22 protein-coding genes and 1 tRNA gene are annotated in these 22,142 nt (G+C 71.1%); 14 read left to right on the top strand and 9 right to left on the bottom strand.

What is annotated here, in order from left to right:
* Window positions 1–75 precede the first annotated feature (75 nt).
* Together ACFKCF_RS32930 and ACFKCF_RS32925 are read left to right on the top strand one after the other, a co-directional pair.
* The gene (locus tag ACFKCF_RS32930; protein ID WP_394499173.1) at window positions 76–1,158 is read left to right on the top strand and encodes a GNAT family N-acetyltransferase; all 1,083 of its coding nucleotides are present in this window, start codon (window positions 76–78) and stop codon (window positions 1,156–1,158) included.
* A complete protein-coding gene (locus ACFKCF_RS32925; RefSeq protein WP_394499172.1) occupies window positions 1,155–2,276 on the top strand; it encodes a DegT/DnrJ/EryC1/StrS family aminotransferase in 1,122 nt (373 codons plus the stop codon). The genes ACFKCF_RS32930 and ACFKCF_RS32925 overlap by 4 nt, the downstream gene beginning before the upstream one ends.
* On the opposite strand, the gene ACFKCF_RS32920 is transcribed toward ACFKCF_RS32925, so the two are convergent.
* Together ACFKCF_RS32920 and ACFKCF_RS32915 are read right to left on the bottom strand one after the other, a co-directional pair.
* The gene (locus tag ACFKCF_RS32920) at window positions 2,257–2,964 is read right to left on the bottom strand and encodes a hypothetical protein (RefSeq protein WP_394499171.1); all 708 of its coding nucleotides are present in this window, start codon (window positions 2,962–2,964) and stop codon (window positions 2,257–2,259) included. The two genes, ACFKCF_RS32925 and ACFKCF_RS32920, sit on opposite strands and share 20 nt — an antisense overlap.
* 45 nt (window positions 2,965–3,009) lie before the next feature.
* Entirely contained in the window at window positions 3,010–4,404 is a 1,395-nt protein-coding gene (locus ACFKCF_RS32915) for a PLP-dependent aminotransferase family protein (RefSeq protein WP_394499170.1), read from the bottom strand.
* Window positions 4,405–4,475: 71 nt separating this feature from the next.
* Here ACFKCF_RS32915 and ACFKCF_RS32910 point away from each other — a divergent pair, with 71 nt between their 5' ends.
* The 9 genes from ACFKCF_RS32910 (at window position 4,476) to ACFKCF_RS32870 (ending at window position 14,325) form a co-directional block, all read left to right on the top strand.
* Window positions 4,476–5,114: a pyridoxamine 5'-phosphate oxidase family protein gene (locus ACFKCF_RS32910; RefSeq protein WP_394499169.1), complete on the top strand. Its 639-nt coding sequence runs from the start codon at window positions 4,476–4,478 to the stop codon at window positions 5,112–5,114.
* A gap of 48 nt (window positions 5,115–5,162) precedes the next feature.
* Window positions 5,163–7,520 carry a protein kinase gene (locus ACFKCF_RS32905; RefSeq protein ID WP_394499168.1) on the top strand — a complete coding sequence of 786 codons (2,358 nt, stop codon included), beginning with the start codon at window positions 5,163–5,165 and terminating at the stop codon, window positions 7,518–7,520.
* 106 nt (window positions 7,521–7,626) lie between these two features.
* Entirely contained in the window at window positions 7,627–9,273 is a 1,647-nt protein-coding gene (locus tag ACFKCF_RS32900) for a protein kinase (protein WP_394499167.1), read from the top strand.
* Between the two features lie 21 nt (window positions 9,274–9,294).
* Complete coding sequence (locus ACFKCF_RS32895) at window positions 9,295–10,623, top strand: hypothetical protein (RefSeq protein ID WP_394499166.1); 1,329 nt, start codon at window positions 9,295–9,297, stop codon at window positions 10,621–10,623.
* Window positions 10,624–10,672: 49 nt separating this feature from the next.
* Window positions 10,673–11,812: a DUF2510 domain-containing protein gene (locus tag ACFKCF_RS32890; protein ID WP_394499165.1), complete on the top strand. Its 1,140-nt coding sequence runs from the start codon at window positions 10,673–10,675 to the stop codon at window positions 11,810–11,812.
* A 68-nt stretch (window positions 11,813–11,880) separates the two neighbouring features.
* Entirely contained in the window at window positions 11,881–12,474 is a 594-nt protein-coding gene (gene orn / locus ACFKCF_RS32885) for an oligoribonuclease (protein ID WP_394499164.1), read from the top strand.
* Between the two features lie 68 nt (window positions 12,475–12,542).
* A tRNA-His gene (locus ACFKCF_RS32880) sits at window positions 12,543–12,618 on the top strand.
* A 188-nt stretch (window positions 12,619–12,806) separates the two neighbouring features.
* The gene (locus ACFKCF_RS32875; RefSeq protein ID WP_394499163.1) at window positions 12,807–13,001 is read left to right on the top strand and encodes a LuxR C-terminal-related transcriptional regulator; all 195 of its coding nucleotides are present in this window, start codon (window positions 12,807–12,809) and stop codon (window positions 12,999–13,001) included.
* 49 nt (window positions 13,002–13,050) lie between these two features.
* A complete protein-coding gene (locus ACFKCF_RS32870) occupies window positions 13,051–14,325 on the top strand; it encodes an NAD(P)/FAD-dependent oxidoreductase (protein WP_394499162.1) in 1,275 nt (424 codons plus the stop codon).
* On the opposite strand, the gene lat is transcribed toward ACFKCF_RS32870, so the two are convergent.
* The 5 genes from lat to ACFKCF_RS32845 form a co-directional block, all read right to left on the bottom strand.
* The gene (gene lat, locus ACFKCF_RS32865; RefSeq protein WP_394499161.1) at window positions 14,315–15,589 is read right to left on the bottom strand and encodes an L-lysine 6-transaminase; all 1,275 of its coding nucleotides are present in this window, start codon (window positions 15,587–15,589) and stop codon (window positions 14,315–14,317) included. The genes ACFKCF_RS32870 and lat overlap by 11 nt on opposite strands.
* 66 nt (window positions 15,590–15,655) lie before the next feature.
* Window positions 15,656–16,240: an HdeD family acid-resistance protein gene (locus ACFKCF_RS32860; protein WP_394499160.1), complete on the bottom strand. Its 585-nt coding sequence runs from the start codon at window positions 16,238–16,240 to the stop codon at window positions 15,656–15,658.
* Between the two features lie 4 nt (window positions 16,241–16,244).
* Window positions 16,245–16,610, bottom strand: a complete 366-nt coding sequence (locus ACFKCF_RS32855; RefSeq protein WP_394499159.1) for a PPOX class F420-dependent oxidoreductase — start codon at window positions 16,608–16,610, stop codon at window positions 16,245–16,247.
* On the bottom strand, window positions 16,610–17,257 hold the full coding sequence (locus ACFKCF_RS32850) for a hemolysin III family protein (RefSeq protein WP_394499158.1): 648 nt from the start codon (window positions 17,255–17,257) through the stop codon (window positions 16,610–16,612). The genes ACFKCF_RS32855 and ACFKCF_RS32850 overlap by 1 nt, the downstream gene beginning before the upstream one ends.
* 69 nt (window positions 17,258–17,326) lie before the next feature.
* Window positions 17,327–18,841 (bottom strand): penicillin-binding transpeptidase domain-containing protein, encoded by a 1,515-nt coding sequence (locus tag ACFKCF_RS32845; RefSeq protein WP_394499157.1) that lies wholly within the window; start codon window positions 18,839–18,841, stop codon window positions 17,327–17,329.
* 71 nt (window positions 18,842–18,912) lie between these two features.
* On the opposite strand from ACFKCF_RS32845, the gene ACFKCF_RS32840 reads away from it, so the two are divergent.
* The 3 genes from ACFKCF_RS32840 to ACFKCF_RS32830 all read left to right on the top strand — a co-directional run bounded on the left by ACFKCF_RS32840 (window position 18,913) and on the right by ACFKCF_RS32830 (window position 20,710).
* Window positions 18,913–19,734, top strand: a complete 822-nt coding sequence (locus ACFKCF_RS32840; protein ID WP_394499274.1) for a spermidine synthase — start codon at window positions 18,913–18,915, stop codon at window positions 19,732–19,734.
* Window positions 19,735–19,814: 80 nt separating this feature from the next.
* Window positions 19,815–20,354 (top strand): MarR family winged helix-turn-helix transcriptional regulator, encoded by a 540-nt coding sequence (locus ACFKCF_RS32835; RefSeq protein ID WP_394499156.1) that lies wholly within the window; start codon window positions 19,815–19,817, stop codon window positions 20,352–20,354.
* A complete protein-coding gene (locus ACFKCF_RS32830; RefSeq protein ID WP_394499155.1) occupies window positions 20,351–20,710 on the top strand; it encodes a nuclear transport factor 2 family protein in 360 nt (119 codons plus the stop codon). Before ACFKCF_RS32835 ends, ACFKCF_RS32830 begins: the two co-directional genes overlap by 4 nt.
* Here ACFKCF_RS32830 and ACFKCF_RS32825 read toward each other — a convergent pair.
* Together ACFKCF_RS32825 and ACFKCF_RS32820 are read right to left on the bottom strand one after the other, a co-directional pair.
* A complete protein-coding gene (locus ACFKCF_RS32825; protein ID WP_394499154.1) occupies window positions 20,703–21,032 on the bottom strand; it encodes a nuclear transport factor 2 family protein in 330 nt (109 codons plus the stop codon). The two genes, ACFKCF_RS32830 and ACFKCF_RS32825, sit on opposite strands and share 8 nt — an antisense overlap.
* Window positions 21,029–22,114, bottom strand: coding sequence for a low temperature requirement protein A (locus ACFKCF_RS32820; protein ID WP_394499153.1), 1,086 nt, complete (start codon window positions 22,112–22,114; stop codon window positions 21,029–21,031). The genes ACFKCF_RS32825 and ACFKCF_RS32820 overlap by 4 nt, the downstream gene beginning before the upstream one ends.
* Between the last annotated feature and the right edge of the window lie 28 nt (window positions 22,115–22,142).

Genomic DNA, 22,142 nt, shown 5'->3' with positions numbered 1-22,142 from the left:
GTAATAACCTTTACCCTGGCTGTACAGGTCCCCCCTCAAGCTTGAATCACAGTGGCATGCCGACGGTAGGAGCCCATGCGCGTCACCCTTGCCCTGCCCCATGAGCTGGGACAATCCGAAGTGAGCCGCTGGAGGCAGCTGCAGGAGGCGGACCCCGCGCTCAACAGCCCCTTCCTGTCTCCGGAATTCACCATCACGGTAGGCGAACTCCGAGATGTCGTACGGGTCGCGGTCCTCTACGACGGCCCCGACATCGTGGGCTTCTTCCCCTTCGAACGACATCCGCTCGGCATCGGCAAACCGGTCGCCGCGGGGCTGACCGACGCGCAGGGGATGGTACGTGCCAAAGGCTTCTCCCTCGACCCGCGCCGCCTTATCAAGGAGTGCGGGCTGGCGGTGTACGAGTTCGACCACATGGTCGCCGGCCAGCCGCTGCTGAACGAGCGGCACGACAAGCATCCGTCGCCGATCATCGACCTGCGCGAAGGCTACGAGCACTACACCGACATACTTCGGGAGCACTCCGGCAAGACGTACAAGACCACGCTGGCAAAGTCCCGCAAGCTGCAGCGCGAGGCCGGGACGATGCACCACGACTACGCGACCACCGACCTGGCGCCCCTGCACACGCTGCTCGGCTGGAAGACCGACCAATATCGCCGCACCGGGCGCACCGACAGGTTCGCGCACCGGTGGATCGTGGAGCTGGTCGAGCGGCTGCTGGCCACCCAGTCGGAGAGCTTCGCCGGGGTGCTCGACATGGTCTACGTGGACGGGCGGCCGGTGGCCGGGCATTTCGGGCTCCGTACGCGTACGACGCTCGCCGGGTGGTTCCCCGCCTACGACACGCACTTCGCGAAGTACTCCCCCGGCCTGATCCACCACCTGGCGATGGCCGAGCAGGCCGCGGCCAACGGCATCGAGGTGATCGACATGGGCCGGGGCGAGAAGGAGTACAAGGACAAGCTCAAGACGGGGCAGTTCGAGGTCGCCGAGGGCCGGGTGGCCAGGATCGGCGCGGCGGCCGGGGTCCACTGGATGATGCGGGTGCCGGTGCGCAAGACGCGCGCCACGGTGATGGCCAACCCGTTCCTGCTCAAGACCGCCGACAGGGCGCTGAAGACCTACGGACGGCTCCGTACCGTCCTGCAGGGGTGAGGCTCGTCGAGGAGCGCACAGGCCGTCGCTGCCTGGCGCTCCCCTCCAACCGTCTCGGCCTCTACCTGGCCTTACGCCACTGGTGCGAGCCGGGCCAGCGGCTGCTCATGTCGCCGATCTCGGCCGACGAGATCCTCTTCCTGGTGCTCGCGGCCGGCCTGCGCCCGGTGATCGCGCCGCTGTCCCCGCGCGACGGCAACATCGACGTCTCCCGCGTCGACCTCTCCGCGGTGGACGCCGTCCTGACGACCAACCTGTACGGCCTGCCCGACGACGCCCCCTCCTTGTCCGGAAAAATCCTGATCGAGGATGTGGCGCACGCCATGGAGACGAGCGTCGGCGGCCGGCCGCTGGGGACCTTCGGCCAGGCCGGGGTGTTCAGCCTCTCCAAGCACCCGGGGGCGGGCTCGGGCGGCGTCCTGGCCGTCGAGCACGAGTCCGACCTGCGCGCGCTCCAGCGTGCCCGTGACGCCCTGCTGGCCCCCGGCTCCCTGAAGGCCGACCTGACCGGCGTGGCCACCTCGATGGCCCGCCAGGTGGCGCTCAGGCTCGACCTCGTACGCCCCGCGCTCAGGCTCATGCGGGCACTCGGCATGCAGGAGGACCGCGAGGGCTACCGCATCGCCCTGGAGCCCGAGGCCCTGAAGCAGGCGCTCGAGCGGATCCCCGAGCTGCCGCCCTTCGACCCCTGGGTACGCGCCGACCTGCACGACTACCGCGCCCGCCGCGGCCGCGTGGCCCGCTGGTACCAGTCCAGGCGCCTGGCCAAGGTGCCCGCCGACCGCGGACGGCGGCTCGCGGGCGTCGCCGCCCTGGCCGAGCTGCCCACGGTCGCGCCCGCCGTGCGCGACAACGTGCGCCGGCCGCTGTTCCGCGTGCCGCTCCTGGTGCGCGACAGGGACGCGGCCATCGCCGAGCTGGAGCGGCGCGGGGTGGCCACGGGCTACCTGTACGACCCGCCGTACGACGACTACGCCCCCGCCTTCACCGAGCCCTCCCCCGACCCGGGGCCCGCGCGCTGGTGGGCGCGGCACGTGCTGCCCGTCGACCCGGTGTACGCCGCCCGCGCCCTGCCCGTCCTGCGCGACCTCGAACCCCCTACGCCGGGTCCGCCCTGATCAACCGCAGGAACGCCTTCAGCCCCGTGATCACCTCCTGGTTGTCGTTCAGCCCGTCCACGGTCTCGTCGAACCGGCGGGCCATGAGCGTCATCCGGCGGCCCAGATCGTGGTCGGCCAGCTCCAGGCCCTGGCGGGCGGCGTGCAGCTCCTCGATGTCCCTTCTGAGGGCCTGCGTGACCGTCTCCAGCTCGGACACCCGCCGGCGCAGGGCGATCACGTCCTCGCGCGGGTAGCGCACCTCCTGCCCCAGCGTCCCGACCCGGTCGCGCAGGTGCTTCGTGTACGCCGCGATCGGCCGGAAGGCGGTGGCGAGCAGGTAGAAGCCGGAGAAGTAGTAGCCGAGCTGGGCTCCGGCGAAGAACGTGACGACCGCGATCACGGCGGCGGAGACGAGGTGGCCGGAGATCGCGAGCACGAGCATGCGCCGGGCGATGTGCCGCGCCTCGTCCTCGCGGTGCTGGGCCACCTCGATGCCGGCCTCCCTGGACAACTGGATCTCGTGGAGGACCTGGCGGGCGGTCAGGCACAGGTTCCACGGGACGGTCAGGACGACGACCAGCCAGAGCAGGCTGATCGCGCCGGCGCCAAGGGAGAGGAGCGTGGACGGTGCCACGCCTGCGTAGAGGATCAGCCAGACGGTGAGCAACGTGACGATCAGGGACGCGAGGAGTAGCCACCATTTCATGGGGTTCAGCATGCTTCGGGGGCGTGGTGGAGGGCGAGAGCTCGGCTACTCAAATCCACCCTGAGCACCCGTGGAGCGGATGAGGTCGGCGAGGATGCGGCAGCCGCGGCGGACGTCGGCGAGCGAGGCGGAGCCGTAGCCGATCACCACGCCGTGCAGCCGCGCCCGCCCGTGGTGGTGGCGGCCGATGGAGTCGAGCAGGACGCCGCGCTCCCTGGCCCGCTCGACCACGTACGGCTCGACCGGCGCGGGCAGCTCGGCCACCACGTGCAGCCCCGCCGTGTCGCCGCGCAGACGGCAGACGGGCCCCAGGAGCTCGACGACCGCGGCGCGGCGGCGGGCGTACTCCAGGCGCATCCGGCGCAGGTGCCGGTCGAGGTCACCGCACTCCAGCAGGTTGACCACAGCCTGCTGGACGGGCCCGCTGGTGCGGTCGCCGACGCTGCGCCGCAGGCGGGCGATGGTGGCGACCAGCTCGGGATCGCCGACCAGCCAGCCGACGCCCACGTCGGGCGCGAGCGTCTTGGAGAGCGTGCCGAGGAGCACGACCCGCGCCGGGTCCAGGCCGTAGAGGGCGGGCAGCGGGGCGACGTCGTAGCGGAACTCCGCGTCGTAGTCGTCCTCGACGATCGTCGCGCCCGTGCTCCTGGCCCAGGCCAGCAACCGCTCCCTGCGCGGGATCGGGAGCCGGCCGCCCAGGGGGTACTGGTGCGCGGGGGTGGTGTAGAGCACGCGGAGGTCGCCGGGCAGCCCGTCCACGATCACGCCGTCCTCGTCCACCGGGCACGGCACCACCTCGGCGCCCCTGGCCGCGAAGACCGTGCGCGCCACGTGGTAGCCGGGGTCCTCGACGCCGGCCCGCGTGCCGTTGCCGAGCAGGGCCAGCGCGCACAGGTCGAGCCCGTTGCCGGTGCCCCTGGTGACCAGGATGTTCTCGGGGCCGACGGCCATGCCCCTGGCCCGTCTCAGGTGGTCGGCCAGCAGCTCCCTGAGGCGCGGCAGGCCGTACGGGGTGGGGTCGGCGCCCGGCGGCAGGTCGGCGGCCTTGCGCCAGGCCCGCTTCCACGCGGCCAGGTCGTAGTCGCGCACCCAGGGCTGGCCCGGGGTGAGGTCGATCCAGTCGGCCGGGGCGGGCGGCGGCGCGGGCACGTACGGCGTCTGCTCGCGCGGCGGCGGGGAGACCTCCATGTCGGCCACGAACGTCCCGGAGCCGTGCCGCCCGTCCAGCCACCCCTCGGCGTACAGCTGCTGGTACGCCTCCGTGATCACGGTCCTGCTCACCGCGAGCTGGGTCGCCAGGGAACGCGTGGAGGGCAGCCGCTCGCCGGGCGCCAGCGTGCCGTCCAGCATGGCGCGCCGCAGCCAGTCGGCGAGCTGCGCGGTCAGCGGCGCGTCCGCGTCACGGGAAAGGGAAACGGGCAGGTCAACATGGATACGCACGGAAGTGGTCTCCGCGAAGGGCTCGATAGTGGCCCTACAGGATAGGTCCACTTCGCGGTTACGGTCGAATCATGCTCTCCACCACTTCCCGTACCACGCTCGGCCGCTCGAAGGAGCGGGGCAGCAGCGACAGGAACGATCTCCACGAGGTGCTCGACACCGGCCTGGTCTGCCACCTGGGCGTGGTCGTGAACGGCCACCCCATGGTCGTCCCCACGGGCTACGGCCGCATCGGCGAGACCCTCTACCTGCACGGCTCCACCGGGGCCACGACGCTGCGCGCCGCCGACGGAGGCGAGGTGTGCGTCACGGTCACGCACGTGGACGGGATCGTGCTGGCCCGCTCCGTCTTCCACCACTCGGTCAACTACCGTTCGGCGGTCATCTACGGCCGCGCCAGGCTCGTGACGGACCCGGAGGAGCGGATGGCGGGGCTGCGGGCCCTGTCCGAGCAGCTCGCGCCCGGGCAGTGGGACTACGTCAGGCAGCCCAACCGCAAGGAGCTCGCCGCCACCGCCGTGCTGGCCCTGTCGCTGGAGGAGGCGTCGGTCAAGATCAGGCGCGGGGCGCCCAAGGATGAGGAAGAGGACTACGACCTGCCGGTTTGGGCCGGGGTGCTGCCCCTGGTCACCACGTGGGGCGAACCCGAGCCGGATCCGATGCTCCAAGAAGGTATCGATGCGCCTGTTCACATCCTCCATCGGGAGTAGTTCCATTGAGCAGGCACCACCTGCTCCTGATGGTGATGGGAGACGGCGATGGAGTGGAGCGCTCCCGGATATACGGAAGTCAAGCAGCTCGGCGCGGGCGCCAGCGGGCGCGTGACGCTGGCCGTACACGATGAGACCGGCGTCAAGGTCGCCATCAAGTACCTCTCCGAGGAACTGCTGCGCGATCCCGCCGCGCTGGGCAGGTTCCAGGCCGAGGCGCGGCTGCTGACCACCCTGCGCGACCCGAACATCGCCACGATGTGGGAGTACGTCCAGGACACCGGTGGCGCGGCCATCGTGATGGAGCTGGTCAACGGCGTCTCGTTGCGGGCCCTGCTGCGCGAGAACGGCACGACCGAGCCCGAGGCGGCGCTGGTGGTGCTCAAGGGGTCGCTGCTCGGGCTGGCCAGGGCGCACGATCTCGGGCTCGTGCACAGGGACTACAAGCCCGAGAACGTGATCGTCAGGGACGACGGGGTCAGCAAGCTCGTCGACTTCGGCATCGCGGTGCGGCAGGGCACGCTCACGCACCCCGAGGGCACGCCGCCGTACATGGCGCCCGAGCTGTGGGAGGGGCTGCCCGCCTCCCCCGCGACCGACGTGTACGCGGCCACGGCCGTCTTCTTCGAGTGCCTGACGGGGCACCGGCCCTACCGCTCCACCGAGCCGAGCGTGCTCGGCTACCAGCACGTGCACGCGCCTGTGCCGTTCCACGACGCGCCGCAGCCGGTGCGCGAGCTGGTCAGGCGCGGGCTGGCCAAGGACCCGGCGCGGCGGCCGGCGAGCGCGCACGCGTTCGTGGCGGAGCTGGAGGCCACGGCCAGGGCCGCGTACGGCGAGGACTGGGAGGAGCGCGGAAAGCGCCGCCTGGCCGCGCTCGTGGCCCTGCTGGCCCTGCTCCTGCCCACGGCCCAGACGCCCGTCCCCGAGGTGACGACCTCGCTGGCCCGGACGGTCTTCCGCGGCCTGCGCTCGAACGTGGCACGCGTGGCCATGGCCGGCACCGTGGCCGTGGCGACCGCCGTGGCGGTGGTGGTCGTGCTGGCCAACCGCCAGTCGCCGCCCACGGAGCAGCTCGGCGCGGCGGCGGCCGTGCCACCGTCGCAGTTCACGACGGAACCGGCGGCCGATCCCCCGACCACTCCGGAGCCGACCCCCGAGACCACACCCGAGACCACACCTGAGGTCACCCCGGAGGCGACGCCCGCGAACACCCCCAAGGCGGTCGTCCCCGTACAGACCCCCGCGAAGACCCCGGCGAAGGCCCCCGTGAAGACCCCGGCCAGCACGCCGACCGCCACGAAACCGGTCAAGACGCCCAAGCCCACCAAGAAGGCCACCCCAACGCCCACCCCCAAGCGGACGCCGACGCCCACCCCGACCCCCACCCCGACCCCCACCCCGACTCCGACGCCCACCCCCACTCCCACCCCCGAGCCCGTGACCGAGGTGCTGGGCGTGAACGTGGGCGGCCTCACGGTCGACGAGGACGGCGACGCCGCCGCCACGGTCACCGTGCGCACCAACGGCGCCGGCGCCGTCACCGCCACCGCGACCTGGTCGGCCCCCGGCACGGACGGCCGCACCCAGCGCCTGCGCCTGGCCGGCGCCAGGTCCTACACCCGCACGCTCTCCTGGTCCATCGGCGAGCGCCCGTGCGGCAGCACGGTGACGCTGACCGTCGCCACCTCCCCGGCGGCCCCGGGAGGCGCCAGGACGGCCTCGCTGGCCGTTCCGGCCTGCCCGACGAGGGTGACCGGCCTGCGCGTCTCGCTGGACCTGCCCGCCGCGCCCGGCCGCACCGCGCAGGCGGCGGTGCGGGTGAGCGCGAGCGGCACCGGGGAGATCCCCGTCGAGGCCCAGTTCGCGGTCAACGGCGATCCGGTCGGCACGCGTACCGCGACCCTGTCCGGCCGCACCTCCTACGCGCGCTCGTTCGCCCACACCTTCAGGTCCCGCCCGTGCGGCGCGACCCTGTCGGTGCGGGTGCGCGCCGGTGACCGGACCGCCACCGCGCGGGCCTCGGTGCCCTGCCCGCCGCAGGTGCAGCGGGTCTCGATCGTCAGGGCCGGTCCGAGCGAGGGCGGGCTCGTCGCGACCGTCTCGGTGACCACGTCGAACACCCAGCCGGTACGGCTCGTCGTGTCGTTCTCGGCCGGCGAGGGCGGGGGCACGGAGTCGGTCACCCTGTCCGGCGACACCTCGTACACCAGGACCCTGAGCCGCTCCCTCAAGCTCCCCTGCGGCACGAAGTGGTCCGTGACGGCCTCCACCGACCCGGCGGCCGCCAACGGGAGCGACAGCGCGAGCGGGGCCACGCAGGAGTGCCCGAGGGAAGAGGAACCCCCCAAAGAGGAGGAGCCCAGCAAGACACCCAGCCCCGGTACAGACGACAACATTGGGTGACATTGCTGACTAATAGGGATATCGGTAGCGGGAAAGCGGTTCCCTCTGGTTAAGCTACGGCCGATTGATGAGGGTGGGGGCCCGGCAGACTCCAGAGGAGACCGTTATGCACGGTGAAGGCCAGTGGGGGGTCCCCGGCTACACCGAGATCCGCGACCTGGGCTCGGGTGCGTCCGGGCGCGTGGTCCTGGCCAGGCGCGACCACGACGGCGTCGAGGTCGCGATCAAGTACCTCAGCGACGACCTGAAGTCCGACATGGGGTTCGTCGCGCGCTTCCGGCACGAGGCCCGGCTGCTCGGCACGCTCCAGAGCCAGTACCACGCCCGGCTGATCGACTACGTCGAGTCCGGCCGGGGCGCGGCGATCGTCATGGAGCTGATCAACGGGGTCTCGCTGCGCGAGATCCTCAGGTCCGAGGGCCCGACCGGCCCTGAGGCGGCGCTGACCGTCCTCAAGGGCTCGCTCCAGGGTCTGGCCTCGGCGCACGCGCTCGGCGTCGTCCACCGCGACTTCAAGCCCGAGAACGTCATGGTCCAGGGCGACGGCACCAGCAAGCTCGTGGACTTCGGCATCGCGGTCAAGGCGGGCGAGGGCGCGAGCGCCGCGGGCACGCCGCCGTACATGGCGCCCGAGCAGTGGGCGGGCGGTCCTCCCGCGCCCGCGACGGACGTGTACGCGGCGACCGTCGTGTTCTTCGAGTGCCTGACCGGCACCCGGCCCTTCCGCGCCCCCAACATCGCCGCCCTGGCCCGCCAGCACCAGAGCTCGCCCCCGCCGGTGGACGAGGTGCCCGCGCCGCTGCAGAGCCTCGTCGAGCGCGGCCTGGCCAAGGACCCGGCCCAGCGGCCGCCGTCCGCGGAGGCGTTCCTGAGCGAGCTGGAGGCGGCCGCGGCCGAGGGGTACGGGCCCGACTGGGAGGAGCGCGGACGCCGCCGCCTGGCCGCGCTCGCCGGCCTGCTGGTCCTGCTCTTCCCGATGGCCCTGGACGAGCCCGCCCAGACGCAGACCTCGCTGGCCGAGACCCGCTTCCGCGACCCGTCGCGCGTCCTCGGCAAGCTGCCCGCGAAGATCGCCATCGGGGCGACCGCCGTCGGCGTGCTGGTCGCCGTGGCCGTGATCATCGCCAACGCCTCGTCGGACGAGCCGGTGCTGCGGGCGCAGACCAGTACGGTCTCTCCGACCACGGCCGTGCCCGCGACGCCGGAGCCCGAGGAGACCGACGGGACGGACGAGGAGCCGACGCCCACCGCTTCGGCCGAGGCGACCACCCCGGAGGCGACGCCGACGCAGAGCGCCGCGCCGCCGCCCGTGCGGCCGACCGTCACCACGCTCCACACGCGGCGCCCGACGCGCAAGCCGACGCCCAAGCCCGTCTCGACCCCCGTCAAGACGCCCTCCAAGATCAAGAAGCCGACCCCGACCCCGTCTCCGGAGCAGTCCCAGGTCACCGGCACGCCCCACGACCCCGAGGGCGAGACCCCGCCGACCACGGCCGCGCCCACACCGACGCCCCGTGCCACCACGGCCCCGCCGACCCGGCCCACCCCCAGCCAGCCGCCCGGAGACGGCGGAGACGGCGGTGGCGGCGGTGGCGAAGGCGGCGGCGAGCCGTCGCCGGAGGAGCCCCGGGTCGATCGCGGGAGTGACGCGCAGGCCGCGCTGATCGCCTTCGGGCTGATGACGTCCGGCGCGGTTCCGGTCACACTTGCGGTGAGACGCCGTATGGCGGGACGCCACAGGAAGAAGCGCTGAGACGCGCCGGGGGGACGGCGGATGAACGAACATGGGATCGCCGGTTTCCGGCTCACTGAGCACACCTGGATGACCGAGCTCGGCAACTGGATCGACGCGATCTCACCCGATGGCCGCAGGGCGGGGGCGCTGCTGTTCGACCCGAAGATCATCGCTCTGCCCGGGGTGCGCGACCGGGTGGTGCACGTGGTCATGACCGACCAGCGGCTGGTGCTGGGCGGGCTGACCGGGCTGATCCCGGTGGCCGACGTGGTGGCGGCGGGCGACCAGGTGTGGCTGCTCACCGCGCAGGCGGTCAGCCCCACTCTGTCCGACCTGCTCGCCGGCGGGCCGATCGACCCGCCGGGCGCGGCGTCCGTACTGGTGGAGACCGCCCAGACGCTCATCGCGCTGCACGCGGCCGGGGTCACGCACGGGTCCGTGCACCCGGGCACCGTGGTGATCACGGCGGAGGGCGCCGCGCTGCTGTCCGAGCGCGGGCTGTCCGACGCCATCCGCGGCCGGGTCGCGCCTCGCGAGCGGGACGCGGCCGGGTGGGCGTCGCTGGCGCGCGGGCTGGCCGCGTCGTTCGGGCAGGGCCGGCAGGAGGCCGAGCTGTTCGAACGCGCCGCGGTCACGGCCGGGACGCTGGGCCTGGCCGCCGCCCGCGACATGCTGGCCGGCCGGGCCACCGGCCGGGAGGGGCTGGCGCAGGCCGCCCGCGGGAGGTCGGCGTTCGCCCAGTCGCGGGCGTACGCGCCGCCGCCGGTCCTGCCGCCCAGGGACGAAGGCGACATCGTCACGCTGCTGCACGTCCCGGGCCGGTCCTCGGGACCGGTGCAGTTCGGGCCGGGGGTCGGCACGCAGGAGCAGCGGCCGGAGACGACGGCCGAGCGGATCTGGCGGGCCGGGCGCGACCAGGCCGCCACCGAGCACGCCCCCGGCGTCCGGCTGGCCAAGGCCTCGCGGGCGCGCCGGCGGCGCACGATCACCTCCGCGGCCCTCTTCGCGGTCATCATGGCGGGGGCGATCCTGGCCTGGCTCTACGCGGGGAACACCAAGGAGCTGGCGGTCCAGTCGATCGACGTGGTGGCGCCGAAGAAGACCCAGGGCTGCAACAAGGCCGTCCTGATCACCGGAACGGTGGTCACCAACGGGGCGGCCGGCGAGATCACCTACGAATGGCGCAAGAACCTGGACAAGGAGATCGTCAAGGGGACGCTGCACACGAAGGCGGACCAGACGACGTACGAGGTGCCGCTCCGGTGGACGCTCCAGGGCAGGAGCAACGTCAAGGCCACCGCCACCCTGCGGATCCTGACTCCCGGCCCGGTCCGCAGCGACAAGGCCAGCTTCACGTACAAGTGCTGATGCCCTCGCGACAATGCATATCAATGAGGTTCTTACTAATCTGGCGAACATGACCACGCAGACCCCCGCGGGCTGGTACCCGGACCCGTACGGAGAGCCCCAGCTCCGCTGGTGGGACGGCACCCAGTGGACCGACGCCCTCCACGCGCGGCAGGCCGGGCCGGGCGGCCCCCCGCAGCAGCCCTCCGGGCCGCAGCCGCAGCCCCCGTCGCAGCCGCAACCTCAGCCGCAGCCCCAGTCGCAGCCGCAGTCGCGGCCGCAGCCGCAGCCGCAGCCGCAGTCGAGTCCCGACTGGTCGGCGACGCCCGCGAACCCCACGCTCCAGTTCGGCCAGCCGACCTACGGGCAGGGGGCCTACGGCCAGCCCACGGGGCCCACCCAGTGGGGCGGCCCGCCCCTGCCCGGTGTCACCTACGGCCCGCCGCCCAAGCAGTCCAACCCGTTGCCCTGGGTGTTCGGGGGTCTGGCGGCCCTGGTCGTGGTCGCGCTGATCGTGGTGGCCGGCATCTTCTTCATCAACCGGAGCACCACGCCGACGGCGTCGCTCCCGACGCCGGCCGACACGTTCGGGCAGGAGGACCCGCCGAGCCAGGAGCCGCCGTCCAGCGAGCCGCCCTCCCAGGGCGTCACCGAGCTGCCCCAGCCGGTCGGCGGCCGCATCACCGACCCGCAGGCCGGCCTCTCCTTCGAGGCGCCCGACAGCTGGACGGTGCCCAAGGCCGCCGAGGTCAACGGCTCCAGCCCGACCCCGACCCAGCAGCTGTGGTCGGGCGGGGTGCAGGCCCTCTCGCAGGCGAAGTACGACGGCGAGGGCGACTGGATCGGCAACATCTACACGGGCGTGCTCAACGAGCTCTATCCCTATTCGGGCGCCTCCGGCATGGGCGACACGGCCAAGGCGGTCTTCGTCGACTTCTCCACCAGGTTCTACCAGGTCACCCACGAGACCAAGGTCGTGGAGGACAAGGCGATGAAGATCGGCGACAAGGACGCCTGGGTGCTGCAGTTCCAGCTCGACTTCTCCAAGGTCTCGGAGGAGAAGGGCTACAAGTGGAAGAAGGAGAACGGCGCGATCGTGCTCATGGACCGCGGCGCCGGGCAGCGGCCGGCCATCATGTACGCCTCCGTTCCCGACAATCTGGGCACCGACGTGCTGGCCAAGGTTCTCGGCTCGCTCAAGCCCGCCTAATCAGTGGCACTAGGCTGGTGGGGTAACAAGCGGGCGGATTGCTCCGAGCCGCTGGGCGAGGAGATCGAATGAGTGACTTGCTGGTCTGGATCGACTGCGAGATGACCGGGCTCGACCTGGGACACGACGCGCTCATCGAGGTGGCGTGCGTCATCACCGACAGCGAGCTCAATCAGCTGGACGAGGGCGTCGACGTGGTCATCAAGCCGCCGCCGGAGTCGCTGGAGCAGATGTCGCAGGTCGTGCGCGAGATGCACACCGCCTCGGGGCTGCTGCCCGAGCTGGCGGGTGGCGTGACGCTGGCGGAGGCCGAGTCGGTCGTGCTCGACTACATCCGGCGGCACGTCCCCGAGCCGAAGAAGGCGCCGCTGTGCGGCAACTCGATCGGCACCGACCGCACGTTCATCTCGCGCGACATGCCCGGGGTCGACGGTTATCTGCACTACCGGATGATCGACGTCTCGTCGATCAAGGAGCTGGTACGCCGCTGGTACCCCCGCGTCTACTTCGCGGCGCCCGAAAAGCAGGGCGGGCACCGGGCTCTGGCCGACATCACGGAGAGCATCAGGGAGCTGCGCTACTACCGCGCGGCGATCTTCGTCGCCCAGCCGGGGCCCGACTCGGCGACCGCGAGATCCCTGGCAGAGCGTGTCAGCGGCTAAAGGAGTGGCGTAAAGACTCCCGAACCCCGCTACACTTTTCCTGTGCCACCACACAGCGGTGGCTCATGGTGGGTGTAGCTCAGTTGGCAGAGCGCCAGGTTGTGGTCCTGGATGTCGAGGGTTCAAGTCCCTTCACTCACCCCAGCGAGCAACGGCCGGTCCTTCGGGACCGGCCGTTGTCGTTTTCTCCCAACAACGGCCCCAAATCATGACATTGCGAGTTATGCTCGCTGTCTACCGCTAACGCCGGAAGCACGGGGGCCATCGGCGATCTGACCGTCTGCGCGCCCCCCGGAGGCCGGATGAGAGTCGACGACGCAGCGTTCGATAGCGTGTTCACGTCCCTGAGCAAGCGTGAAGCCGAGGTCATGGACCTGATCGCCACCGGTCAGTCCAACGGGCAGATCGCGCAACGGCTGTTCCTCAGCGAGAAGACGGTCAAGAACCACGTCAATCGCATCTACGCCAAGCTAGGGGTGGACTCCCGGGTCACCGCCATCGGCCTGTGGCTGTCCCGCCAGCAGTAGCCCGCTTTCCGCGAGCCGGCCCGAACGACCCGGCGGGCCGGCCACGGGCATGCCGTCGCGGGCCGCCGGTTCCATGAGCACATTCAGGGGCAGACCCCTTGGCATGGTTCAGAGACCGCGAGTCGTGGTGGTGGGCGGCGGATTCGCCGGGCTGGCCGCCACCAAGGAGTTGGCCAGGGCCGGAGCGCTGGTGACGCTCATCGACCGCAACCCGTACGCGACTTTCCAGCCCCTCCTCTACCAGGTGTCCACCGCCAGCATGGGCAGCGCGGACGTGTCGTACCCGATCCGCACGTTCGCCGCCAGGTGGCCCAACGTGCGCACGCGCCGGGCCGCGCTGACCAAGATCCTCCCCGGCGAGCGGCGGGTGGAGCTCGACGACGGCAGCGGGCTCGACTACGACTACCTCGTGCTGGGCACCGGCGTGACCACCAACTGGCTCGGCATCGACGGCGCGCAGGACAACGCGCTGCCCATCTACTCGCTCAGTGACGCGGCGGTGTTGCGCCGCCGGTTCCAGCACTACCTGGAGGACACCGCGGCGGGCCGGCGCAAGAGCATGCACGTCGTGGTGGTCGGCGCGGGCGCGACCGGGGTCGAGATGGCGGGCACGCTGGCCGAGCTGCGGCGGCGCACGCTGCCGCTGACGCATCCCGAGATCAAGCCGGACCAGACCAGCGTGACGCTGGTGGAGCGGTTCGACTACGTGCTGGCGCCGTACAAGCCGCGGCTGCGCGACCGGGCGGCGGCCGCGCTGCGCAAGAGAGGGGTACGCCTGCGGCTGGGCGCCACGGTGGCGTCCGTGGAGCAGGACTCCGTGGTGCTGGGCGACGGCACGCGGCTGCCGTCCGACGTGACCGTGTGGGCGCTCGGCGTCACCGCGCCCAAGCAGGCGGGCGACTGGGGCCTGCCGCAGGGCAAGGGCGGGCGGATCACGGTCACGGAGGCGCTGAACGTACCGGACCATCCCGAGATCTTCGTGGCGGGTGACCTGGCGGGGCCGCCCAACCCGCTCCCCCAGCTCGCCCAGCCGGCGATCCAGATGGGCGAGCACGTGGGCAGGCAGATCGTCGCGGTGCACCAGGGGCGGTCACCGGCGGCGTTCAAGTACCACGATCCGGGCATCATGGCCACCGTCGGCAAGGCGGAGGCCGTGTTGCAGCTGTCCAACGGGATGATCGTGTACGGGCTGCCCGCCTGGCTGGCGTGGATCTTCATCCACGTGGCGTACCTGCTGGGCGGGCGCAACCGCATGACCGTCCTGCTGAACTTCTTCTGGCGCTACTTCGGGCCGCGCCGCGCGGCCACCAGCGTCACGCAGTAAGAGCCTCGGACAGGGCCCGGAGGCCGTGGTCGACGTCGGCCTCCGGGATGTTCAGCGCGGGCCTCAGGCGGACCGAGCGGGGGCCGCAGGGCAGCACCAGCACCCCGTGCTCCTCTCTGAGGCGGGTCACCAGGGCGTCGCGCTCGGCCTGGTCGGGCAGGTCGAACGCGCACATCAGGCCCCGGCCGCGGACGTTCGAGATCGACTCGGGGCGCTCGGCCTCCAGTTTGGTGAGGCGTTCGAGCAGCACGTTGCCGAGGGCGCCGGCGCGGGCGATCAGGCCGTCGCGCTCGACGAGCTCCAGGATGCCCCGGCTGCGCACCATGTCCACCAGGCCGCCGCCCCAGGTCGAGTTGATCCGCCCGCTCTGCTGGAACACGTTGTCCGGCACCAGGTCGACCCGGCGGCCCGCCATGATCCCGCCCACCTGCACCTTCTTCGCGAAGGCCACCACGTCCGGGGCGAGGCCCAGCTGCTGGTACGCCCACGGCGTCCCGGTCGTTCCGCCGCCCGTCTGAACTTCGTCAAGGATGAACAGGGCGTCGTACTCGTGGCACAGGTGCTGCATGGCCTGCAGGAACTCGGGCCGCAGGTGGTTGTCGCCGCCCTCGCCCTGGATGGGCTCCGCGATGAAGCAGGCGATGTCGTGCGGATTCCGCTCGAACGCCTCGCGGGCCTGCGCCAGCGCGCGCTCCTCGGCCGCCTCCACGTCTCCGAAGTGGATGGCGGGCACGTCGATCCGCGGCCAGTCGAACTTGGGGAAGCGGTCGGTCTTGCCGGGCTCGGTGTTGGTGAGGCTCAGGGTGTAGCCGCTGCGGCCGTGGAAGGCCTTGGTCAGGTGCAGGACCTTGGTGCCCAGGTCACGCGACCGTCCGGCGGCCTCGTTGCGGCGGCTCTTCCAGTCGAAGGCGGTCTTGAGCGCGTTCTCGACGGCCAGGGCGCCGCCCTCGACGAAGAACAGGTGCGGCAGGTCGGGGTCGCCCAGGACGCGGACGAAGGTGTCGACGAAGTCCGCCAGATGCTCGGTGTAGATGTCGGGGTTCGCCGGTTTGTTCCGGGCGACCTGGCCGAGCAGGAGGGAGAAGTCGGGGTCGAAGGGCGGGTTCACCCCGAGCGGGGCCGAGGCGAAGAACGTGTAGAAGTCGAGGTACCGGCGGCCGTTTCGGGCGTCGACGAGCCAGGAGCCGCGGCTGAGCTCGAGATCGAGCACGAGCCGGTATCCGTCGACGAGCAGGTGGCGGGCGAGGCGGGCGTGTACGTCCATGGCGACTCCACATGCGTCGGTCTGACCGGATGTTCCTTTTGAGGAACACGGGCATCTACGCAAAATTTACGGCATACCTACCCCGTGGGTGAAGTTCTTCACGCGGAACGACAGAGCGATCATGGCGATGCCGTGCAGGATCGCGAAGGCCCCGACCAGCCAGACGAGGCTGACCAGCCCCGCACCCGGCCAGACGAGCAGCAGGATGCCGAAGATCACCGACAGGATGCCGCCGATGATGAGCATCCATTCGTTGTCGATGGCCTTGCGGAGTTTGACGCCGGCGATGATCTCCGAGGCGCCGGCGAAGATGGCCCAGAAGGCCACGACGTAGAGCAGCGCCAGCGACGTGATGCCCGGCCAGATAAATGTCGCGATACCAGCCAATATCCCGATAATTCCCGAGAAGATCAGCCAAGCTCGCGACTCGGCCCCGTGCCGGAACCCGGCGAACAGTTCAGCCACGCCGCCGACCAGCGCGTACGCACCGAAGAAGATCACCAGCACGAGGAGCGTGATCGCCGGCCAGATGAGCGCCAGAATGCCGAAGATCAGCGATGCGAGGCCGCGTATGAGTAGAAGCCACCACGACCGTGTGATATCTCCCATATTGGTCTGATTTCCAGGTAATGCCAGAAAACAGACCAGCATGGGGTCAAATGTCGGTGATCCGCACTCCAACGGTGCCGGCGCTCCCCCTGCGGAGCCTGCTGCCCAGCAGCGTGATCCGCCCCAGGAGGCCGTACTTGCGCCGCAGCAGCCCGCGCACCCGCTCGGTCTCCGCCGCGTCCAGCACCACGGCCCGGCCCTTGACCGGCGTGGTCTTGAGATTGCCCCTCAAGTCGCAGCCGGCCACGCCGACCTCGGGGTTGTTCCTGATCCGCTTGATCTTGCCGGAGTCGGCGACGGTCCAGAAGACCACCGCGTCACCGTCCTGCGCGGCCCACACCGGAGTCGCGACGGGGGTGCCGTCCCTCCGGTACGTGGTCACCGAGATGTACTGCTCCGTCCCCAGGTTCATCACACGTGCGAATAAACCACAATCGACACCGCGATGTACTGGACCAGGTACGCGGCGAGGGTGAAGGCGTGGAACACCTCGTGGAAGCCGAACCAGCGGGGCGACGGGTCCGGGCGGCGCAGGCCGTACACGACGGCCCCGGCCGAGTAGAAGACGCCCCCGACGGCCACCAGCACGACGGCGGCCACGCCCGCGCCCTCCAGCAACTGCGGCATCACGAAGATCGCGGTCCAGCCCAGCGCCAGGTAGAGGACGGTGTAGAGCCAGCGCGGCGCGCCCATCCAGAACACCCGGAACAGCACCCCGGCCAGCGCGCCGCCCCAGATCACGGAGAGCACCGCGATCCTCGCCACCCCGTCCAGCGCGAGCAGGGCGAAAGGCGTGTAGGTGCCGGCGATGATCAGATAGATGTTGGCATGGTCGAACCGGCGCAGGAACTCCGCCAGCCGCGGCCCCATCGTGCCCCGGTGATAGGTCGCCGAGATCCCGAACAACAGACCGGACGTGATGGCATAAACGGCGGAGGCCATGCGCGCCTGCAGGGTCGGGCCGAGCGCCACGAGCACGAACCCCGCAACCAGCGTCACGGGCAGCGCCCCAGTGTGCAACCAGCCTCGCAGCCTCGGCTTGAGGGTGATCGTCGTCATGAAACCTACGGTACCGTAGGTTAGCGCCGCCTCCCCTGTCCGGGCCCGCCGGACGCGGGCGTTCCGAGGTCAGAGGCCGTTGAAGAAACGCGCGGCGATCGGGACGGCGGCCTGCCGGCCCGAGCCGCCGTGCCGTACGAAGACGCAGAAGGCCAGGTCGTCCCGGTAGCCGATGAACCACGCGTGCGACTGTTCCTCCTCCGCCACCTCGGCCGTCCCCGTCTTGCCCGCCACGCCCTCCGGCAGCCCCATGTCGCTCGCCGTGCCGTGATCGACCACGGCGGCCATCATGTCCCTGAGCGAGGCCACGATCCCCTCCTCCATCCGCACGTCCTTGTGCGGGATGCCGTCGATCCGGCGCACCTCCGCGTCGGACAGCAGCCGGGGCGAGCGCCAGGTGCCGCTCTGCACGGCGGCGGCGAGCGTGGCCATGCACAGCGGCGTCGCGACCACCTGACCCTGTCCGATCGCGTCGAGGCCGAACATGTCGGGATCGTCGGTTTCCTGCATGGTCCCGCAGGTGCCGCCGATGCCGGTCGCTATCTGCCGGCCGAACCCCCACGCGTCCGCCGTCTCACGCAGCTGGTCCGCGGTGAGCCTGGTGGTGGCCTGCTCGACGAACGTCGTGTTGCAGGAGTACGCGTACGCGTCGGTGAAGCTGACGAGCCCGCGGTCCACCTCGCCGTCGTTCTTGAAGGGCGCGTGGAAGGGGATCGTGTACGTGCCGGGACACCGGACCTCCGCCGCCGGGTCGAGCCCGCTCCCGAGCAGCGCCGCCGCCGTGATCGTCTTGAAGACCGACCCCGGGGGGAAGACGTCCCGGACCGCGCTGTAGTTGTCCTCGAGCCGGTCGGCCAGGGCCAGGATCTCTCCGGTGCTCGGCCGGATGACGACCATCGCGGAGTCCTCGACCCCGTCCAGCGCCCTGGCGGCCGCCGCCTGCACGGGCCGCGACAGCGTGGTGCGCTCGACCTCCCCCTTGGGCCGGCGGGCCAGCAGCTGCCTGGCCGGCTGCCCCGGCACCTTCGACACCAGCTCCCAGCCGCGGGACGACGATCCGAACTCGGGTTTGAGCTGGTCGAGATAGGCGTCCGCGTAGCTGTCGTTCGGGATCCGCGCTCCCTCGCTGGTGACCAGCTCGGTCGCCGACGCGTCGACCTCGTCCAGCTCCAGCGTGCCGCCGTCCTTGAGCAGGGGGTGCAGCGTCTCGGGGGCCCACAGCACCTTCCAGGCCCGATCCCGTACGCCGAGCCGCAACGTGCTGTCGAACGGCCACGCCCCGAGGTCGGCGAGCTGCCGCACCCCGGTGAACGGCACCTCGGCGGCCCCCTCCCCCACGCTCTTCAACCGCCCCGGGGTCAGCCGGATGGACTCGATGTGCAGCTCCTCCGTCAGCCGGTGGTGCCTGATGGCGAAGTCGGCCGGCGGCTGGTAGACCAGGCGCGCCATGCGCGCCACGTCACCCTTGCGCCAGGCGTCGAAGTAGTCCGCGGCGGTCTGGGAAGCGCTCCCCTTGACCCGGTTCGACGCCACGACCGCGAACGCACCCGCCCCAACTACCGCGACAAGTGCGATAGCGAGCACAATCAGCCTTCTCCGTCGCATACGGTTTCTCCCAGGAGGGGATCAGCGTGGGACGTGGACAGCGGGAACCGATGCCCGGCGTGTATCCGGTGACGTTCGGCGAGGTCGAGCTTCTCCGTGACCTGGACAGGCCGGACGGCTGGGTGCTGTCCAAAGATGGCGTACCTCAGTCGTATGTTGATCTACAAGACCCGACATTTCTGGAATTTGAGTATGTACGACTCATGGCGGATGTGATCGACCTTTTGTCGGAAGGGTCGCTGAGCTGCGTACACGTGGGCGGCGGCGCCTGCACCATCCCCCGCTACATCGCCGCCACCCGGCCCGGCTCCCGCCACATCGTCATCGAGCCGGACGGCCTCCTCGTCAACCTGGTACGCGAGCAGCTGGACCTGCGTTCGGTGCCCCGCATGAAGGTCATCGTGGCCGGAGGCCGCGAGGGCACCGCCAAGGTCTGGGACGACTCGGCGGACCTGGTGGTGCTGGACGCCTTCACGGGGGCGACGATGCCCGTCGACCTGGCCACGACGGAGTACATGGGCGACCTCACCAGGATCCTCCGCCCCGACGGGACCCTCCTGATCAACATGGCCGACGGCAAGGGCCTGGCCTTCGCCAAGCGCCTGCTCGCCACGGTGACCGGCACCTTCGGCCACGTGGCCCTGCTGGCGGAGCCGGGCATCATGCGGGGCCGCCGCTTCGGCAACCTGATCGTGGCCGCGTCCCGCACGGCCCTGCCGGTGGACCTCCTGACGCGGCGCGCGGCGGGCGGGCTGACCCAGGCGAGGTGCGTGCACGGCCAGGCGCTGACGAACTTCATCGCCGGCGCCGCCCCCATCAAGGACGGCGACCCGGTCCTCGCCCCCGTCCCCCCACCCGCCGTCTTCGGCTGACCGGCCCGGTCCTGCTCGCCGAGGAGTGTGGCCGACCGGCTGGCGATTTATGGAAGTACGTAATAAAGTACTGCTTCATTATGAAGTTAGAACATGATGTCACCGGATTGCTCTACGACCCCCACGCCAGAGCCGCCATGAGCCGGCTCGCCGGCGACGACACCCTCACCTTCGAAGCCGCCGCCGCCGTCCGCACCGCTTTTCAGGCCATCGAGCGCATGCGCGCCCACGGCAGCGAGGGCCGCGGGCTCAGCTCCGGGGCGATGGACGTGCTGTTGCGATTGAGCGAGGCGGGCGACGACGGCGTCAGCATCGGCGAGCTGGCCCAGTCGGCGGGCGTGAGTCCGAGGAACGTGACCGGCCTCGTCGACACCCTGGAGAAGGACGGGCTCGCGCGGCGGGTCCAGGACCGGCGCGACCGGCGATCGGTGCTGGCCCGGATCACCCCCGAGGGCCTGGCCTGGATCGAGGCGTTCCGGAGGCCGTCGCAGCTCGCCATGGCGGCGATCTTCCGGGGGTTCTCGCCCGAGGAGCTGGCGTCGCTGCGCCACCTGTGTCTGCGGCTGGCCGGCAACCAGCAGCGGCTGGCCGAGCACCTGGCCGCCCAGGAGGCCCGATGAGCACGCGCGAGGTCGTCAGGGCCTATCACGACGCCCGCTTCCGTGGCGCGGTCGAGGAGGCGGCGGCGCTGGTCGGCGAGCCGTTCTCGTTCAGGAGCCCGTTCATCTCCTCCGCCGACCCGGCCGGTCACCTGGCGGGGCTGGAAGGCTTCCTGCGGGTGGTGACGGAGGTGGAGATGATCAGCGAGCTGTACGGGGAGTCGGAGGCGACGCTGGTCTACGACGTGCACACGGCGACGCCGGCCGCGATCCAGCGCACGGCCGAGCACTTCCGGCTCCGCGACGGGAAGATCAGCGAGATCATGCTGATCTTCGACGCCGCTCCGTGGCAGCCGATGGCGGGCGCGATCAGGTGACCGGCGCGGCGGCCGCCGTCTGGCGCCAGATCCTGCCGTCCCTGATCACCAGGGTCCCGTACGTGGTGACCCGGTTCCCGGCGATCGTCATCAGGGCGTTGTAGAAGATCACGTCGTCGGTCGTCCGCACCGAGACGATCTCCTCCACCTTGGGCTCCGCCGAGAGGTATGCCGTGAACAGCTCCCTGACCTCGGCGGGGCCCCGGGCGACGCGGTCGAAGCGGACGACCGTGGCGTCGTCGTGGTACTGGCCGAGCAGCGCCTCCAAATCGCGGTCGGCGATGGCGGCCAGCTGGCGGTCGAACAGGTCCTTGGCGGTCATGCGGCACCTTCCGGCTGCGGGCGGAACAGGTCGTACGCCACCTGCGCCGCCGCGTACAGGATGATCAGGGGCAGCGCGGCGGCCACGGGAAGCGCCGAGGTGGCGAGCGTGAGCGCCGCCGCGCCGAGGCGGATGACGCCCGCCCGCCGGTCGGACGAGCACAGGTGTTGCAGGCCGAGCACGGCGAGCACCACGGCGGCGGGCAGCCCGACGGACCAGCTCGACGAGGACGGGTGCATGATCGCGTGTTCGATCCCGATGCCGAACGCTACCAGTCCCAGCGAAAGCGGCAGATGCGAGTAGACCCACACCTGTCCGGCCAGCCGGGTACGCAGCACGACGGACTCGTCGGTGTGGCCGAAGTACAGCCACCAGAAGCCCATCGCGATCGCCACCCCGGCCAGGGCGATCAGCAGCGTGCCCGGCGTCACGTCGTGGCCCTTCAGCCCGAGGACGACCGCCGCCACGACCTCGCCCAGGACGATCACCACGAACAGGCCGAAGCGCTCCGGCAGGTGCTCGGTCTGCGGCGGCAGCTTGCCCTGGGCCCCCCTGGTCAGCAGGGGCGTGACGAGGTCGATCGCGAGGGCGACGGCCCAGAACACGTAGCGTTGGGGCGGGTCGACCGCGAGCGAGGCCAGCCAGATGAGCGCCGCGACCGTGAACCCGATGGCGTAGCGGGTGGTCAGGGGCCTGGCCTCGGGTACGTGGCGGCCGGCCCGGACATAGGCCACGATGAGCAGCACCCTGGCCACCGCGTACGCGACAGCGAAAAGCCCGGAGCGCTGGTCGATGTCGCTCACGCTGGCCGCCATGGCCGCCACGGCCAGGATCTGCGGCAGCGCGAGCAGCCGGTGGCTGACGTCGTCGGTGTCGAACCTGTTGGCGTAGAAGACGTAGCCCAGCCAGGCCCACCAGATCGGTACGAACAGGCCCACGAATGCCGGCAGGCTCGTGGGGAGCACATCGGCCAGTTCGGCGACGGCCACGACGAAGACGAGGTCGTACAGGAGCTCGAGCCACGTCGCCCTGCGATGCGTGTCTTCGAACAGCCGTAATCTGGGTGGCTGCCACTGGGTCACAACTACACCTTCCGTTATGTAATTGTGT

It is taken from the genome of Nonomuraea sp. JJY05 (assembly GCF_043496855.1).
Classification (GTDB): Bacteria; Actinomycetota; Actinomycetes; order Streptosporangiales; family Streptosporangiaceae; genus Nonomuraea.
This window is presented reverse-complemented; position numbering and strand designations above follow the sequence as displayed.